The organism is Stenotrophomonas sp. AN71 (assembly GCF_050435725.1).
GTDB lineage: Bacteria > Pseudomonadota > Gammaproteobacteria > Xanthomonadales > Xanthomonadaceae > Stenotrophomonas.
Map to the genome: position 1 here is coordinate 471,841 of NZ_JBNDKU010000001.1, position 13,942 is coordinate 485,782.

Genomic DNA, 13,942 nt, shown 5'->3' on the forward strand with positions numbered 1-13,942 from the left:
TGTCAGCAAGGCCGAGCCCTTGCCTGCACTGTCGGACGCCATCGTCCGCGTGTTCCAGGGGCTGACCCGGGTTCCACCGGATGTCACGCTGGCCGGCGACCGCGGCGCACTCAGCCGCAACGAACGCGAGGTGCTGGACCTGCTCCTGGAAGGGCTGACCGTATCGGAGATCGCCCTGCGCCGGCATCGCAGCATCAAGACGGTCAGCACACAGAAGATCGCCGCACTGCGCAAGCTTGGGCTGCGCAGTGACATGGAGATCTATGCAATGCGCCAGCGTCTGGAGTTGCTGTGAGCCGCGCAGCTCCATTGAGTCGCCGCACGCTGCTCACTCTGCTGCTTGCCCTGCTCCTTCTGCCTGCCGCGTCGGCAGAAGATGTGCACTCCCAGCGCTGGATGCCCGGCAGCCAGGTGCGGGTCGCCACCGCACCCTCGCTCCGCCCTGTGCCGGCATCGCTTGCCGGATCGACGCCACTACCGACCCTGGCCCATGGCTACGCCGATCTGGTGGCACGCCACGCCCGCCTTGACTTCGTAGACCTGCCCTACCCGACCACCACGGCAGCGATCGCGGCAGTCTGTCATCAGGAGGCCGACCTGGTACTGGTGCTGGCTGGCGCGATGCGTCATACCCTGCCCTGTCCCGATCTCGTCGCGTCGGGGCGCTTCCATGGGGGTGCCACGTTGCTGGTGGGGCGCACCGGCGAATGGCTACCGCGGGAAATGCACGAGCTCGAAGGACGGACGATTGCCGTTGTCGACGGCGGCCCCTACACCGCATGGCTGCGCGCGCACCATCCGGCGACACGCCTGCTGTACGTGCCGGACCGGCATGCGACGTTGGCCGCCGTTGAATCGGGCCTGGCCGATCTGGCGATCGGCATGGAACCGACCCTGCGCCCGATGGTCCGTCGTCATTTCAACGGCAGACTGCGCCTGCAGCCGTTCGACAGCGACTTTTCCACCGACCTGCACCTGCTCGCACGCCGCGAAGACCAGCTGCTGCTGCACCGCATCGAGCGGGCCCTGCAGGGGATCACCCTTGAGGAGCACGCCGGACTGCTGCAAACCTGGGCGCATCAGGCATTGCCGGCCACGGTCGATCGGGTGCTGGACTGGATGCGGATACCTCCGCCGTTCTGGTGGCTGTTGCTGGCCCCTCTACTGGCCGCGCTGCCACTGCTCTCGCGCATGACCCGCCATCTACGGAACCACGGAGACCAGGAAGGGGCGCGCGCCGTCGGCATGCTCAGCCACGAGATGCGCAACTCGACACAGGCCGTACTCACCTCGATCGAACTGCTCGGGCGAGCGTCGCTGCCCACGGGGGAACGAGACCTGCTGGCGACCGCCCATGTGGCAGGCCAATCGCTGCGCAACCTGTTGAACCGGGCGCTGGAGTTTTCGCGCCTGGCCCACGGCGCCTTCAGACCGAACGCGCAGCCCTGCGACATCACCCTGCTCTGTTGCGAGGTGCTCGATGCCATCCGGCCACAGGCACAGCAGAAAGGCCTGAAACTGCACCTCGCCAACCCTGAGGCACCCTCGCCCGTGGTACTGGTGGATGCCGATGGGCTGCGGCAGATCATCAGCAACCTGCTGGCCAACGCGGTGAAGTTCAGCGATATCGGCGGCGTCGAGCTGCGCCTGCAATTCACGCCGTCGACGCGGCCCCGCAACCTGTTGCTGGAGGTGATCGACAGCGGCATCGGCATCGCGCCGGCGCAGGTGTCCGCCCTGTTCCAGCCATTCCAGCAGGGTGGCGGCGGACAGCAGCGTGGTGGCACCGGGCTGGGGCTGGCCATTGCGCGCGAACTGGCCCGGGCGATGGGCGGCGAGCTGACGGTGCACAGCGTGCTCGGGCGTGGCAGCCGCTTCATCCTGCGCCTGCCGGTGGACCCTGCCCGTCCTGATGCCTGCATCGCGCACACCGCCGTTGTCGGCCGGCCGCTGACCGGGCTTGATCTATTACTGGTATAAGATCACGAACTCAATCGCCACGTCATTGCCGAACAACTGCGGCAATGGGGTGCGCAGGTATGCGCGGTGGCCGACGCCGCCAGCGCACTCGACGAACAGGCGCGACTGCCGCGCCAGACATTGCTGCTCGACATCGAGCTGCGTGGCATCGATGGACATGCGCTGGCGCGCGAGCTGCGCCGTCGTGCCAACGGCCCGCTGCGACTGATCGCGTTGTCAGCGCGAACGGGACGCCGACACACTGCACGCTGTCGCCGGTCTGGATTCGATGCCGTATTGGCCAAGCCGCTTCGGGCCACGCAGCTGCTGCCGGCACTGGGCCTTCCCGCGCGACAGCTCCCTGTTGCAAACGACGAGACAGCGCAGCTGCACGATGCTTACGCCGCCGATATCGGCAACGAACTCGCGCAGATCGAGCGGATGATCCATCTCGCCGATGCACGCGCGCTCCGCCACCATGCCCATCGATTGCAGGGCGCGCTGCAGATGCTCGGCGAATGCGAGCAGGCCACCATCGCCGCCGACCTGTCCGAACTGGGACACGATGCTGTGCCGGACTGGGCCGACGTGCGGCGCCTGCTTGGAATCCTGCAGGAACGGCATGGCGCCCGCGCAGCGGGAACCATGCCGGGGCCCTGATCAGGCAGCCAGGCGCTCGACCTGACGACGGGTCAGGTCGTTGAAGCGGCCCAGCGACATCAGGTGCTGGTGGATCAGCGCCAGCCAGCCACTACGGTGCCACTCAACCACAGTTGCTTCCGGCAGGGCGACGAACTTTTCGACGTCCACCACCAGGAAGCCATTGAGATTGAACTCGCGGCCATCCGGGGTGCGCACGGTGGCATTGCGCTCGACCAGCAGGCCGTGGTCGGTCAGCGCCTTGGAGAAGGCCAGGGTCTGTTCGTGCTCGCGGGTGTACTGGCCGCAGAACTCCAGCGCCTGCTGCACCATCTCGGTGGCCTTGCCATCGACGAACAGCGGCTGGCCTTCTTCGCCACCCTTGACCACGCGCGGGCTTTCTTCGTCGATGCCCAGCAGGAAATCATTCTCCGCACCGGTATCGATGAAGATGAAGGGATGGCGGCGCAGGTAGGCCGGAATGTAGGCCTCGTCTTCCCACAGGCCGTCCTGGATGAACAGGTTCTGGTCGGACACGCCGACGGCCGCCATCGGGACCGCACCCGGGCCGGCAAACAGGATCGGGAAGTGATGCAGGGCCAGCGAGAACTCGCCCAGTACCAACGGAATGGCATTGTTGCCGGCGGCGAACTCGAGCTTGCCCGGCAGGATGCGCAGGTCGGCATGCACATCGGCCTGCAGCGGCACCGGACGGGTATAGAACAGGGGGGCGCCGCTCGGCGCCGCTTCGGTGGTGGTGTCGCTGGTGGTGGTCATGTTGGGAACCGTTCGATCATGCGCGCCTGCCATCCCGGGCACGCCAGCGGGAACAACCTGAATCCCGCATTATTCAACAAGCTCGATGACAACGGCCAGCCCAGCGGCGAACTATTTCAGCTGCAGGGGATAGCGCTGCCAGAGCACATGGACCAGGAAGCCGGCCAGCTCGGTATCACGCGCGCTCACCGCCGCACGGATCTTGTCCAGCAGGACCATGTCACTGCAGGCGCGCACGTCGGCATGATTGGCCTGCCCTGCCCGGCGCGCACGGTAGCGTGCCGCCCGCTGTGCATCGCTCATCGCGTACCCGAACTTGGGCGGACGACCGCGCTTTCGCGGCAGGGTCAGCTCCAGGGTTCCGGGGTCTTTGTCATCACGCATGGGCGGGGTGCGGGCGGCGGCGAGCAACGGGGGGTCCGCAATTTATCGTGAGGCATCACTTTAATCCAGCTTTTTTTGCGCTTTTGTTGCAGTGCAGTGCAAATGCTCGCGCGCCAGTACGGATTCATCCACGCATGGCGTGGATCTACTGCGGACTCGCTCGGTAGATCCACGCCATGCGTGGAAACGCAAACCCATCCACATTCGATAGATCCACGCCATGCGTGGATGCGGAACGCCATCAACGCCCACAAAAAGGGAGCCCGCGAACGGGCCCCCTTCTCCTTCCTCATGCAGCGCGCACCGGCTCATACCCATGCAGATGCGCCTCACTGCTGGCCCGGCCCTGGCTGAGCGAACGCAGCGAGGTGGTGTAACCCACCAACTGCGCCAACGGCGCAAAGCCGCTGACTTCGGCGCGACCGTCCTGGTCGTCGATACGGGCCACACGTCCGTGGCGACGATTGAGGTCGCCCACCACATCACCCACCGACGCCGACGGCGAGTGCACCGTCAGCGCCATCACCGGCTCCAGCAGTTGCGTACCGCCTTCGGCCAGTGCCGCCTTGATCGCCTCGGCGCCGGCGCGATGGAACGCCATTTCCGAGGAGTCCTTGGCATGGGTCTGGCCATCAACCAGACTGACCTCGATACCGACCACCGGATGCCCTTGCGGGCCTTCCGACAGCGCGGCGCGAACGCCCTTCTCCACCGCCGCGATGAAGCTTCGCGGAATCACGCCACCGACGATGCGGTCGTTGAATACCACCTGATCGTCGTCGCGCGGGGCCACGTCCAGCACTACCTGCGCGAACTGGCCCTGGCCGCCGGTCTGCTTGACCAGCCGACCCAACACGCCGGCCATCGCCCGCAGCGGCGTCTCCTGGTAGGCCACGCGTGGCGCGCCAACGCCCACGTCGACCTTCCATTCGCTGCGAAGGCGCTCGACCATCACTTCCAGGTGCAGCTCGCCCATGCCCCAGACCAGGGTTTCACCCGTATCGCGATCCGTTTCCACACGGAACGACGGGTCTTCCTGGGCCAGGCTGGCCAGCCCCTGCGCCATCCGGATCAGGTCTGCCGCACGCGCCGGCTCCAACCGCCAGGCCAGAACCGGTGCCTGCGCATGGATGCTCTCCAGGCGCAGCGGCTGTGTGCGGGAACTCAGCGTTTCGCCGCTGACCGCATCCTTCCAGCCCAGCACCGCAACGATGTCACCGGCCACAGCCTGTTCGATGTCGTGGGTCTGGTCGGCCTGCACCCGCACCAGGCGGCCGATGCGCCGCCCCTGCGGATGCTGCGAACTGGCCACCGCATCGCCCACCTTCAAGGTGCCCGAGTACAGCCGCACGAAGCTGAGCGCGCCGTGTTGCTGGTGGGTGATCTTGAACAGCAGGCCGGCCAGCGGGCCGTCCGAATCCGGCGGCAGCAGCACATCACCGCCCTCGCCTTCGGCAGTGACCGCAGGACGATCCAGTGGCGACGGCAGGTAATCGACCACTGCATCCAGCAGTGTTTCGATGCCTTTGTCCTTGAAGGCCGCGCCGGCCAGCACAGGTACGCCCGCGCCCGCCAGCGTCGCCCGGCGGATCGCCGCGCGCAGCAGTTCGGCACCGATCACGCGCCCTTCCAGCCAGGCATCGGCCAGTTGTTCGTCGTGATCGGCCACAGCTTCGACCAGGGCATCGCGCTGCGACTGCCACTGCACACGCTCGGCGTCGCTCCATGCCGTCACCATCGTCGCGGCACCGTCCTGCCAGCGCAGCACGCGCTCATCGACCAGATCGACCCAGCCATTGAAGCCGCTTTCGCTGCCCAGTGGTACGCCCAGCGCCCACGGTCGTGCTTGCAGCTTGTCCTGCAGCTGCTCCAGCACGCGCTCGAACGAAGCACCGACACGGTCCATCTTGTTGACGAAGGCGATCAGTGGCACACGGTGGCGACGCGCCTGCCGCCACACGGTCTCCGATTGCGGCTGCACGCCGTCCACGGCCGAGAATACGGCGACGGCACCATCGAGCACGCGTAGCGAACGCTCGACCTCAATGGCGAAGTCGATGTGGCCAGGGGTATCGATCAGGGTCAGCCGATGCGGCGGCAGGTCGCGCGGCGCCCACTGCGCCTGTACGGCAGCAGCACCGATGGTGATGCCACGCTCGCGCTCGATCGCCGAAAAGTCGGTGGTCGCGTTGCCGTCGTGCACTTCGCCGACGCGGTGGATCTCGCCGCTTTTCCACAGCAGGCGTTCGGTCAGCGTGGTCTTGCCGGCGTCGATATGGGCAATGATGCCGAGGTTGCGGCGACGGGAAAGGGTCTGGGTGTTCATAAAGAGGTTCCTGCAAAGCCAACTTCGGGGACCGCACACCCCGGTTGGCGACAGGGTGTGCGGCTAGCGTTCGGTCTCGGCGATCTGGTGCATGGCACGTTCTCCTTGCGGTACTGGGTGATGGGTAAAACGAAAAGAGCGCCCCGGAGGGCGCTCTGTCGAAGGTCCAGCGATGGCCGCTTCAGCGACCTCGCGGGGCTCCAGGCAGACACGCCCGTTCCGCGCTTGCGCGGGTCAGGGTGAAAAACTTCAGGAGCGGCATCCGGTTCATGGAGCGCATTCTAGACCTGCCAATCTGGCGCGCAAGTGAATATTGCGCGCATAAATAGAACGATGAGGCCGACCAGCATCGGGGTCGGATCCCTTTGCCAACGGCAAAGGGCTCTGACCCCTGCCATGCCTTACTTGCAGTCGTGCAGCTTGCGCGCCTCACCCACGGTCACAGCCTGCTTGTCGACAGTGGATACCCAACCCTTCAGCGACATCCCCGCATCCACGCCCGGCTGGCGCGGACCGCCGTGAATCACCAGCTCGGTCCAGCTGCCCACCGGCGCCAGTTCGGCCAGCCGCGCTGCCTGGTCATCGTCGGTGCTGAAGGTGTCATCCGGCGCAGAGGGCTTGGCCTTGTTCACCGTTTCGGTCTTGAGCGCGCGTACCCGCACGGCGCCGTCCGCCAGGCGCTGGCTAGTCACTTCATAGCGCTCCACCCCATATGCCCACGAGCCTTCGCCGGTGCTGCGCCGCTCGCTGCCGTCGTCGGCGTATTCAATCGTCTCGCCGGTCACCCCGGCCAGTGCGGCGATGCCGCCAATACCTGCCATCATCGCCTCATAGGCGACCATCTGCCGCTGCCCGGTGGTCAGCTTGCCCGCCTCGGGCTTCATGCCGGGCAGGTTCAGGTACGCCGCTTTCCTGCACAGCAGCAGCACGCGCTGGTCATCCCAGCCCATCATGATTTCGCCGTTGGCGAAGTACTGCGTGGTGAACGTCGTTACCGCAGCGCCCGGCTCCTTCAGGTAGCGGGTCTCGATGCTTGCAGCGCTTTCAGCAGCATCTTCCAGCGACAGCGTACCCGCCTGCGCAGCACCGGCCAGGGCGATCAACGAAACAGACAGCGCACAGCGGCGCACGATACGGTTCATGGGGGTCAATCCTTTGAAAAAGACGAACCGCCAATGATAAGCGCTTGCACAGTAGCCGACGTTACGCGACCAGGTGTCGATCACGTCACCACCACCAACGGCACCCCACGGCGCGGATGCTCCAGCACCACCACATCCTGCTGGTACACCCGTTGCAGGTTGTCCTCGGTCAGCACCTGCAACGGCGTGCCATCGGCCGCCACCCTGCCCTGCTCCAACAGCACGATGCGATCGGCATAGCCGGCCGCAAGATTCAGGTCATGCAGCACCACGATCACGCACGCACCGGCCTCGGCACAGGCACGCACACTGCGCAGCGTGCGCTCCTGATGGCGCAGATCCAGCGCGGCGGTGGGCTCATCCAGCAGCAACAACGGCGTGTCCTGTGCCAGTACGCGCGCGAACGTGGTCCGCGCGGATTCGCCACCGGACAGCTGCTGCACTTCGCGCAGGCGCAGTGCCTGCAGTTCGGCGGCATCGATCGCGGCTTCCACCTGGGCATCATCCAAGATCGGGTCGGGCGGATGCGGCAGGCGCCCCATCGCCACCACTTCCTCCACGCTGAAGGCAAAGCGCACGCCATGCTCCTGCGGCATCACCGCGCGCTCGCGTGCCAATGGCCCGGCCTTGTAACTGGCCAACGGCATGCCCAGCAGGCTCACCTCGCCCACATCGGCACGCAGGTCACCCGCGGCCACGGCCAGCAAGGTCGATTTTCCGGCACCATTCGGGCCGACCAGCGCAGTCACTGTGCCGGGCTCGAATGAAAGCGAAATACCATGCAGGATCTCGCGCTGCTGACGGCGCACCACCACCTCGTGCAGCTTCAATAGCACGCTCATGGCGCCACCTTGCGGCGCTGCTGCAGCACCAGCCACAGGAAGAACGGCGCACCCAGGGCGGCAGAGAACAGCCCGAGCGGAATCTCAGCGGGCGGATCCAGCGTGCGCGCCGCGGTGTCGGCCACCACGATCAGCAATGCACCCAGCAGGCCGGACAGCGGCAACAGCCAACGATGGCCCGGGCCGACCAGCAGGCGCGCGACATGCGGCACGACCAGGCCGACGAAGCTGATCGAACCAGCAAACGCCACCGCCGCACCGACCAGCAGCGCACTGAACGCCACCAGGCGTCGGCGCGTGCGGGTCACATCCAGGCCCAGGTGCTGTGCCTGGCGCTCACCCAGCGCCAGCATGTCCAGCGGCGTCGCCAGCCGCTGCAGCGCCAGCACGCCGATGGCGAACAGTGGCACCACCGCGGCGACATCGGCCCAGTTGGCACGTGCCAGCGAGCCCATCTGCCAGAACACCAGCGACTGCAGTTCGCTTTCGCTGGCGATGTAGGTCAGGAAGCCGATCAACGCCGAGCAGAAGGCGGCCATGGCAATGCCCACCAGCAGCAGCGTGGCATTGCCACTGCCCTTGCCCGGCCGTGCCAGCGCATAGGTGAGGCCGATGGCCACGGCACCACCGGCGAAGGCGGCAACCGGTACCAGCCAGCCGGCCGCACCTGCAGCGCCCAGCACGATCGCGGCCACGGCGCCCAGCGCCGCACCCTGGCTGACACCGACGATGCCCGGGTCGGCCAACGGATTGCCGAACAGGCCCTGCAGGCTGGCGCCAGCCATCGCCAGCGCAGCGCCGACCATCGCGCCCAGCAGGGCACGCGGAATGCGCAGCTGCCAGACCACGGCCAGGTCACGACTACTGACTGCCTGCGGATCCACCAGGCCCAGCTTCACCCCCAGCGCCTGCATCACCTCCAGCGGCGGCAGCCGCAGCGGACCCACGGCAAACGACGCCAGCACGGCCCCCAGCAGTGCCAGCAACGCCACCATCACCATCGTCCGCCCGCGACGGCGGCGCCGATCCGCTGGGCTCATGCCTTCGGCATCGCCGCGAAGGCCTTGGCGAGCGCCAGCGCACCGGCACCGGAACCCACGCTGGTGTACTTCAGCTGCACATCGGGCATCACCCAGACCCGGCTGGCCTGCCCGGCCGGGGTCTGCTTCAGCGTCGGGTAGGACTTCCACAGGCCTTCGGCACCGCCGAACAGCTGCAGGTCATGCTCGGTTACCAGGATCACCTCCGGCGCCGCAGCGACAACGCCCTCGTTGCTCAGCTGCGAGTAGTTCTTCACCCCAGCCTCGGTACCGATGTTGACGCCACCGGCCAGTGCGATCAGCTGCGCTGACGCGCTGTCGGCACCCGCGACGGTCGGAGAGCCCCCGGCACCTGTTGCCGACACGTGGATCACTCTTGGCGCATGGCCCAGGCCCTTGCCAATCGCTGCAGCCTCGTCGAGCTGACGCTGCACCTGCGTGGCAAGCGCCTGCCCTGCCTCGGCCAGCCCGAGTGCGGCGGCAATTTTGCGCACCTTGTCCGGCGCCGGCTGCAGATCATCGATGACCACCGCCGGCTCTCCGACCTCGCGCAGCTTCTTTGCCAGTTCGGTGTGGCGGCGCAGGCTGTTGCCCAGGAACAGCGAGCCCTGCAGGCTCAGCACGCCCTCCACGCCGGTGGTGCGGTTGAACAGGAACTGGTGCGGCGCGGCCAGGCCGGCCTGGGTGGTGGTGTTGGTCGGCGCGGCAAATACCTGCCTGCCCAGGCCCAACGCTTCGATCACCGCGATGACGTCGTCGCCGCCGGCGATGATCCGGCTGGTGTCGGCCACCTCGATATCGGCGCCGTCATCGGAGTGCACCTTGGCCGGCAGCACGGCCTTCTGGTCGTGCACGGCCGGCATCTCGGCACCGGCCACCCGCTGCCAGCCTGACGGCAGCGCGGTTTTCGCAGCGGTCGTTGCGGCGGGCGACTCGGCGGCCTTCTGGCCATCAGACGGCGTCGACGAACCGCCGCAGGCGGCCAGCGCCAGCGAAACAGCCAGCGGAAGCGCACACAGGCGCAGACGGGAAGCGATGTTCATGGACGTTCTCCTTGCGGGCAGGGCGACGCGCACGCCGCCCTGCCCTGTGGCTTACTGCTTCGGGGTGATGCGGGTGATGCGGTCACCCTTCGGGTCTTCCGCGCCGCGCGACTTGTTCACGGCATACACATTGCCCTTGCCATCGGCGCGCACATGGTTCGGCAGCGTGCCACCATCGAGGTTGGCCACCACCTTGCCGTCGCCGTTCACCACGGTGACCGTACCGGCGCCGCGGCTGCTGACGTAGGCCAGGCCGGAGGCATCATCGAAGGCAACATTCAATGCGCCGGCACCGACCGGCACGTCGTGCAGCACCTTGCCGGCAGCCACATCGACGATCAGCAGGTTGTCGGTACCCTGCGAGGCCACGTACAGACGATTGCGTGCTGGGTCGAAGGCGACGCCCGAGGCGCTGATCGAGTTGCCCAGATCGATGACTTTCTCGACCTTGCCACTGGCCACATCGATCACCGCCGCTTCAGGGGTACCGATGCTGACGGTGAACAGCTTGCCGCCCTTCTCGTCCAGCACCAGGCTCATCGGGGTGAACTTGCCATCATCGACGCCGGATTCCAGCGTCACCGCCGGCAGCTCCTTGAAGGTCTTGGCATCGAACACCGACAGGTGGTCCTCGCCCGTGGCCGATGCAAACACCTTGCCATGGGTGCCATCGACCACCACGTCGCGCGCATGCGGCACGGCATCGACCGGGAACTGATGCACCAGCGACAGATCCTTCTGGCGGTACACCGCGATCGAGTTCTGGCGGGTATTGGTCACCCACACATTGCCATTGACGTCATCCACGCCCACGCCGTAGACCGCGTACACCGCGCCATTGGTACTGCCCGGCACCTGCGCTGGGGTGATCGCCTTGGTCACCTTCAGCGACTTCGGGTCCAGCTTCAGCAGCTGCGACTGAGTCACCGGCGGGCGACCCACGGCCGAGGTCACAAACACTGCATTGCTGGCAGCGCTGTAGGCGGACTGGTACAGGCCCGGCACCAGCCTGTTGGACTGGGTGGCGAACTGCGCCTGGCCGGACAACGGCAGCTGTGGCGAGACGCGCAGCTTCAGCACGGTGGCTGCGGCCGGCTGGCTGGCGCGCACCACCACCGGGTGGGTGCCCGGCACCGCATCGGTCGGAATGCTCAGCTGGGTCTTGAAGTTGCCATCGGCATCGACCACCACCGGCTGCGTGTTGAGCACGCTGTCACCGCGCAGCAGGCTGACCTTCTGGCCTGGCACGAAGCCACGACCAACCACGTCGGCAGTACTGCCGGGAACCACATTCTCACCGCGCGAGACAACCTCGCCCTTGAAGGTGGCGTTGGCGGGCTGGTCGAACACCGGCTGTGCGGTGGCGGCAACCGCCAGCAGCAGGCCGGCGGCCAGCGTGGTGATGCGAAGGGACGGACGGAGAGACAGGGGAAACGACATGGCAGGCTCCTTGCACACGTAGGCCGCGCCACGTGGCGCGGGATTCATCGGTTGCCTGGGCCGCTGCGCTCGGCAGCCTCGCCTGGGTATGGGGTCGCACGGCGTTGCGTGCGAGGCAATTCATTCGGTGGCGCTGTCGCCACCGCTGGGCGCACCGTCACCAGCACTGCGGTCGGTCACGCCGTACAGCTCATGCAGCGCGGCGTGGAACGAGGCCGGTAGCATCGGGCCGTGGCCGAGGCCATCGAACTCGCGGTACCGCACGCTCAGGCCCGGCACCTTGCCCAGCCGCTCGGACAGCTGCAGTGCTGCATCCGGGGTGGCACCGCCGATGCGGCGCAGGTGCGCGACCACGCGCGGATTGTTCATATCGCGCTTGCCGCGGTCGCCGATACGCTCGGCACCGCCGAGCATCAGCCACAGCTTCGCCGGCTGGCCGTGCACGTTCTGTACGAACTGCTGCTCGGGATCACCCAGCGCCGCACCCTGGCTCCACCACAACGACGGGCTGGCAGCCAGGTAGGCCTGGAACGCCGCCGGCCGGGTATACAGCGCATTGAGCACGAACAGGCCGCCCAGCGAGTGGCCCCACAGCGATTGCTGCTGCGCATCGATGCGTGCGCGGCGCTCGACTTCCGGCTTGATGCGGCGCTCGATCACATCGAGGAACGCCGCCGCACCACCGCCGGCGGCCTCGGTCGTGCCGTTCTCATCGTCGGCGCGGTCGATCCACGCGGTGTAGTCGAGGGTGCGCGCCTTCGAATCGATACGCAGATCGTTGTCGTAGCCGATCAGCACCAACACCGGCGGCGCCTTGCGTGCGGCCAGCTCGGCCAGGATCGGCTGGTCCAGCACCATCGCCACGGCATTGCCGTCCAGCGCGTACAACACCGGCAGCGGCGCCTTGCCGGCCTTGACCGGGATCGCCATGTTCACCCGCCAGCGGCGCTGCTGGTCGGGGCTGCTCACCACGAAATGCTCGAAGCGATAGCTCGCTGCCGGCTCGTCGAGCACGGTGTGACCGATCTTCTGCAGCGGATTGCGCTGCTGCGCATGGGCGTACGGAGTAGCCAGGAGCAGACCCATCATCAGGGCGACCAGTCCGCGGGCCAGCGGACCACGGTGCGAAGGCAGGACGAAATGCTTCATCGGCGGCGGCAGAAGCGGCCCGCGGCCGCCGGTTCACAGGGGACCGCAGTCTACCTCAAACGCGAATGATTATCACATCGATCACACGTCACGCTGTGTATCACGCGCGCGCATGTCCGGGTTGCACAGAAGGCGGCAATTCACCTATTTTGCCGCCCACCGGGGCATTGGATCGCCCCGCTTCCAGCGCGGCCATGGATGGCGGGCACGTTGCCGCCGGCCGGGCCGCGTTCATCGCACCACGACCGCCATGGGATTGGATCCCATGATTGTGAGACCCCCTTGAAGCACACCGCACTGATCGCCCTTACCCTCGGCCTGCTTGCGCCGCTGGCCGCCCACGCCGCACAGGATCTGCCCACGCTCTACCAGGCCTATGAAGAGGCCGGCAACTCGACGCTGAGCATGGAAGAACTCAACCAGACGGTGACCTTCACCGCCGTGGCGCTGGGTATTTCCAGCAACCTGCAGGGAGAACCCCTGATCGAAGCCGGCGATGACCAGGGCAATGTGCTGGCCCGGCTGACCACCTCCGATGAGCAGCAGGGCGCCAAACTCGGTGCACTGGAAGAAGGCGCCATCTTTACCGCCAGCTGCACGCTGCAGTTCAGCTCGGGCACGGACTATCTGTCCTTCGGCGATTGCAGCCTCAAGTAATCGCACTTCTGTAGAGCCGAGCCATGCTCGGCTCCCACTGCGTCACGGCCCCGCAGGCACCGGACCATACGCGTTCTCCTGCGGCGTCCCCGGCAGCAGCGCGAACACGAAAATCACCAGGCCGCCGAACGGAATGAAGGCCAGCAGGTACATCCAGCCCGACTGGTTGCAGTCATGCAGGCGGCGCACGGTGACGGCGATGACCGGCAGCAGGGTGGCCAACCAGAACACGACAAACAGGATGATCGACGCGATGCCCAGGCCGTCGGACTGCATCACCAAAGCGGCGATGAGCGGCACCATCAGGACGGCTGAGACGATCAGCATGAACAGCTGGAACATCCAGTACTCACGGCGGTTGGCACGACCATCGAACTGGGCGTAACGCTTCAACGGCAGAATCATTTCCTGCACGGCATCGATCCTTGAAAAGAGAAGCCGCGCAGTGTGCCAAATGAACGCGCGCAGGACAATGTAGAGCCGAGCCATGCTCGGCTGTCGGTCGCCGCGATGCGATGCGAAAAGCAGTCGAGCCGTGCTCGAC

Annotated in this window: 14 protein-coding genes; 4 read left to right on the top strand and 10 right to left on the bottom strand. The window is 66.7% G+C overall.

Annotated features, from left to right (window positions below; translation table 11 throughout):
- Nucleotides 1-19: 19 nt before the first annotated feature.
- The 3 genes from ABH900_RS02025 to ABH900_RS02035 are packed head-to-tail and all read left to right on the top strand — an operon-like array spanning nt 20 to nt 2,619.
- Nucleotides 20-295 carry a helix-turn-helix domain-containing protein gene (locus ABH900_RS02025; RefSeq protein ID WP_429621406.1) on the top strand — a complete coding sequence of 92 codons (276 nt, stop codon included), beginning with the start codon at nt 20-22 and terminating at the stop codon, nt 293-295.
- A complete protein-coding gene (locus tag ABH900_RS02030) occupies nt 292-1,980 on the top strand; it encodes an ATP-binding protein (protein ID WP_429620792.1) in 1,689 nt (562 codons plus the stop codon). The genes ABH900_RS02025 and ABH900_RS02030 overlap by 4 nt, the downstream gene beginning before the upstream one ends.
- A gap of 36 nt (nt 1,981-2,016) precedes the next feature.
- Nucleotides 2,017-2,619, top strand: coding sequence for a response regulator (locus tag ABH900_RS02035; RefSeq protein ID WP_429621408.1), 603 nt, complete (start codon nt 2,017-2,019; stop codon nt 2,617-2,619).
- Here the strand turns inward: ABH900_RS02035 and ABH900_RS02040 are convergent, their stop codons facing one another.
- The 9 genes from ABH900_RS02040 to ABH900_RS02080 all read right to left on the bottom strand — a co-directional run bounded on the left by ABH900_RS02040 (nt 2,620) and on the right by ABH900_RS02080 (nt 12,741).
- Nucleotides 2,620-3,375 carry a SapC family protein gene (locus tag ABH900_RS02040; RefSeq protein WP_429620794.1) on the bottom strand — a complete coding sequence of 252 codons (756 nt, stop codon included), beginning with the start codon at nt 3,373-3,375 and terminating at the stop codon, nt 2,620-2,622.
- Nucleotides 3,376-3,486: 111 nt separating this feature from the next.
- Nucleotides 3,487-3,759 carry a hypothetical protein gene (locus ABH900_RS02045; protein WP_006366874.1) on the bottom strand — a complete coding sequence of 91 codons (273 nt, stop codon included), beginning with the start codon at nt 3,757-3,759 and terminating at the stop codon, nt 3,487-3,489.
- Nucleotides 3,760-4,048: 289 nt separating this feature from the next.
- Nucleotides 4,049-6,085, bottom strand: coding sequence for an elongation factor G (fusA, locus tag ABH900_RS02050; RefSeq protein WP_429620796.1), 2,037 nt, complete (start codon nt 6,083-6,085; stop codon nt 4,049-4,051).
- A 401-nt stretch (nt 6,086-6,486) separates the two neighbouring features.
- On the bottom strand, nt 6,487-7,227 hold the full coding sequence (locus ABH900_RS02055) for a hypothetical protein (protein ID WP_429620798.1): 741 nt from the start codon (nt 7,225-7,227) through the stop codon (nt 6,487-6,489).
- 80 nt (nt 7,228-7,307) lie between these two features.
- Entirely contained in the window at nt 7,308-8,069 is a 762-nt protein-coding gene (locus tag ABH900_RS02060) for a heme ABC transporter ATP-binding protein (RefSeq protein ID WP_429620800.1), read from the bottom strand.
- Entirely contained in the window at nt 8,066-9,109 is a 1,044-nt protein-coding gene (locus ABH900_RS02065) for a FecCD family ABC transporter permease (RefSeq protein WP_429620803.1), read from the bottom strand. The genes ABH900_RS02060 and ABH900_RS02065 overlap by 4 nt, the downstream gene beginning before the upstream one ends.
- A complete protein-coding gene (locus ABH900_RS02070; RefSeq protein ID WP_429620805.1) occupies nt 9,106-10,152 on the bottom strand; it encodes a heme/hemin ABC transporter substrate-binding protein in 1,047 nt (348 codons plus the stop codon). The genes ABH900_RS02065 and ABH900_RS02070 overlap by 4 nt, the downstream gene beginning before the upstream one ends.
- Before the next feature lie 51 nt (nt 10,153-10,203).
- Nucleotides 10,204-11,580, bottom strand: coding sequence for an ATP-binding protein (locus ABH900_RS02075; protein WP_429621410.1), 1,377 nt, complete (start codon nt 11,578-11,580; stop codon nt 10,204-10,206).
- Nucleotides 11,581-11,712: 132 nt separating this feature from the next.
- Nucleotides 11,713-12,741, bottom strand: coding sequence for an alpha/beta hydrolase (locus tag ABH900_RS02080; protein ID WP_429620807.1), 1,029 nt, complete (start codon nt 12,739-12,741; stop codon nt 11,713-11,715).
- 282 nt (nt 12,742-13,023) lie between these two features.
- Here ABH900_RS02080 and ABH900_RS02085 point away from each other — a divergent pair, with 282 nt between their 5' ends.
- Entirely contained in the window at nt 13,024-13,398 is a 375-nt protein-coding gene (locus ABH900_RS02085) for a hypothetical protein (protein ID WP_429620809.1), read from the top strand.
- 42 nt (nt 13,399-13,440) lie between these two features.
- On the opposite strand, the gene ABH900_RS02090 is transcribed toward ABH900_RS02085, so the two are convergent.
- The gene (locus ABH900_RS02090) at nt 13,441-13,812 is read right to left on the bottom strand and encodes a DUF805 domain-containing protein (RefSeq protein WP_429620811.1); all 372 of its coding nucleotides are present in this window, start codon (nt 13,810-13,812) and stop codon (nt 13,441-13,443) included.
- Nucleotides 13,813-13,942 lie beyond the last annotated feature (130 nt).

Bases quoted from the DNA above. Each gene is read 5' to 3' on its own strand.
- ABH900_RS02070 (WP_429620805.1), bottom strand. From the start codon at position 10,152: ATGAACATCGCTTCCCGTCTGCGCCTGTGTGCGCTTCCGCTGGCTGTT.
- ABH900_RS02060 (WP_429620800.1), bottom strand. From the start codon at position 8,069: ATGAGCGTGCTATTGAAGCTGCACGAGGTGGTGGTGCGCCGTCAGCAG.
- ABH900_RS02065 (WP_429620803.1), bottom strand. From the start codon at position 9,109: ATGAGCCCAGCGGATCGGCGCCGCCGTCGCGGGCGGACGATGGTGATG.
- fusA (WP_429620796.1), bottom strand. From the start codon at position 6,085: ATGAACACCCAGACCCTTTCCCGTCGCCGCAACCTCGGCATCATTGCC.
- ABH900_RS02080 (WP_429620807.1), bottom strand. From the start codon at position 12,741: ATGAAGCATTTCGTCCTGCCTTCGCACCGTGGTCCGCTGGCCCGCGGA.
- ABH900_RS02055 (WP_429620798.1), bottom strand. From the start codon at position 7,227: ATGAACCGTATCGTGCGCCGCTGTGCGCTGTCTGTTTCGTTGATCGCC.
- ABH900_RS02040 (WP_429620794.1), bottom strand. From the start codon at position 3,375: ATGACCACCACCAGCGACACCACCACCGAAGCGGCGCCGAGCGGCGCC.
- ABH900_RS02045 (WP_006366874.1), bottom strand. From the start codon at position 3,759: ATGCGTGATGACAAAGACCCCGGAACCCTGGAGCTGACCCTGCCGCGA.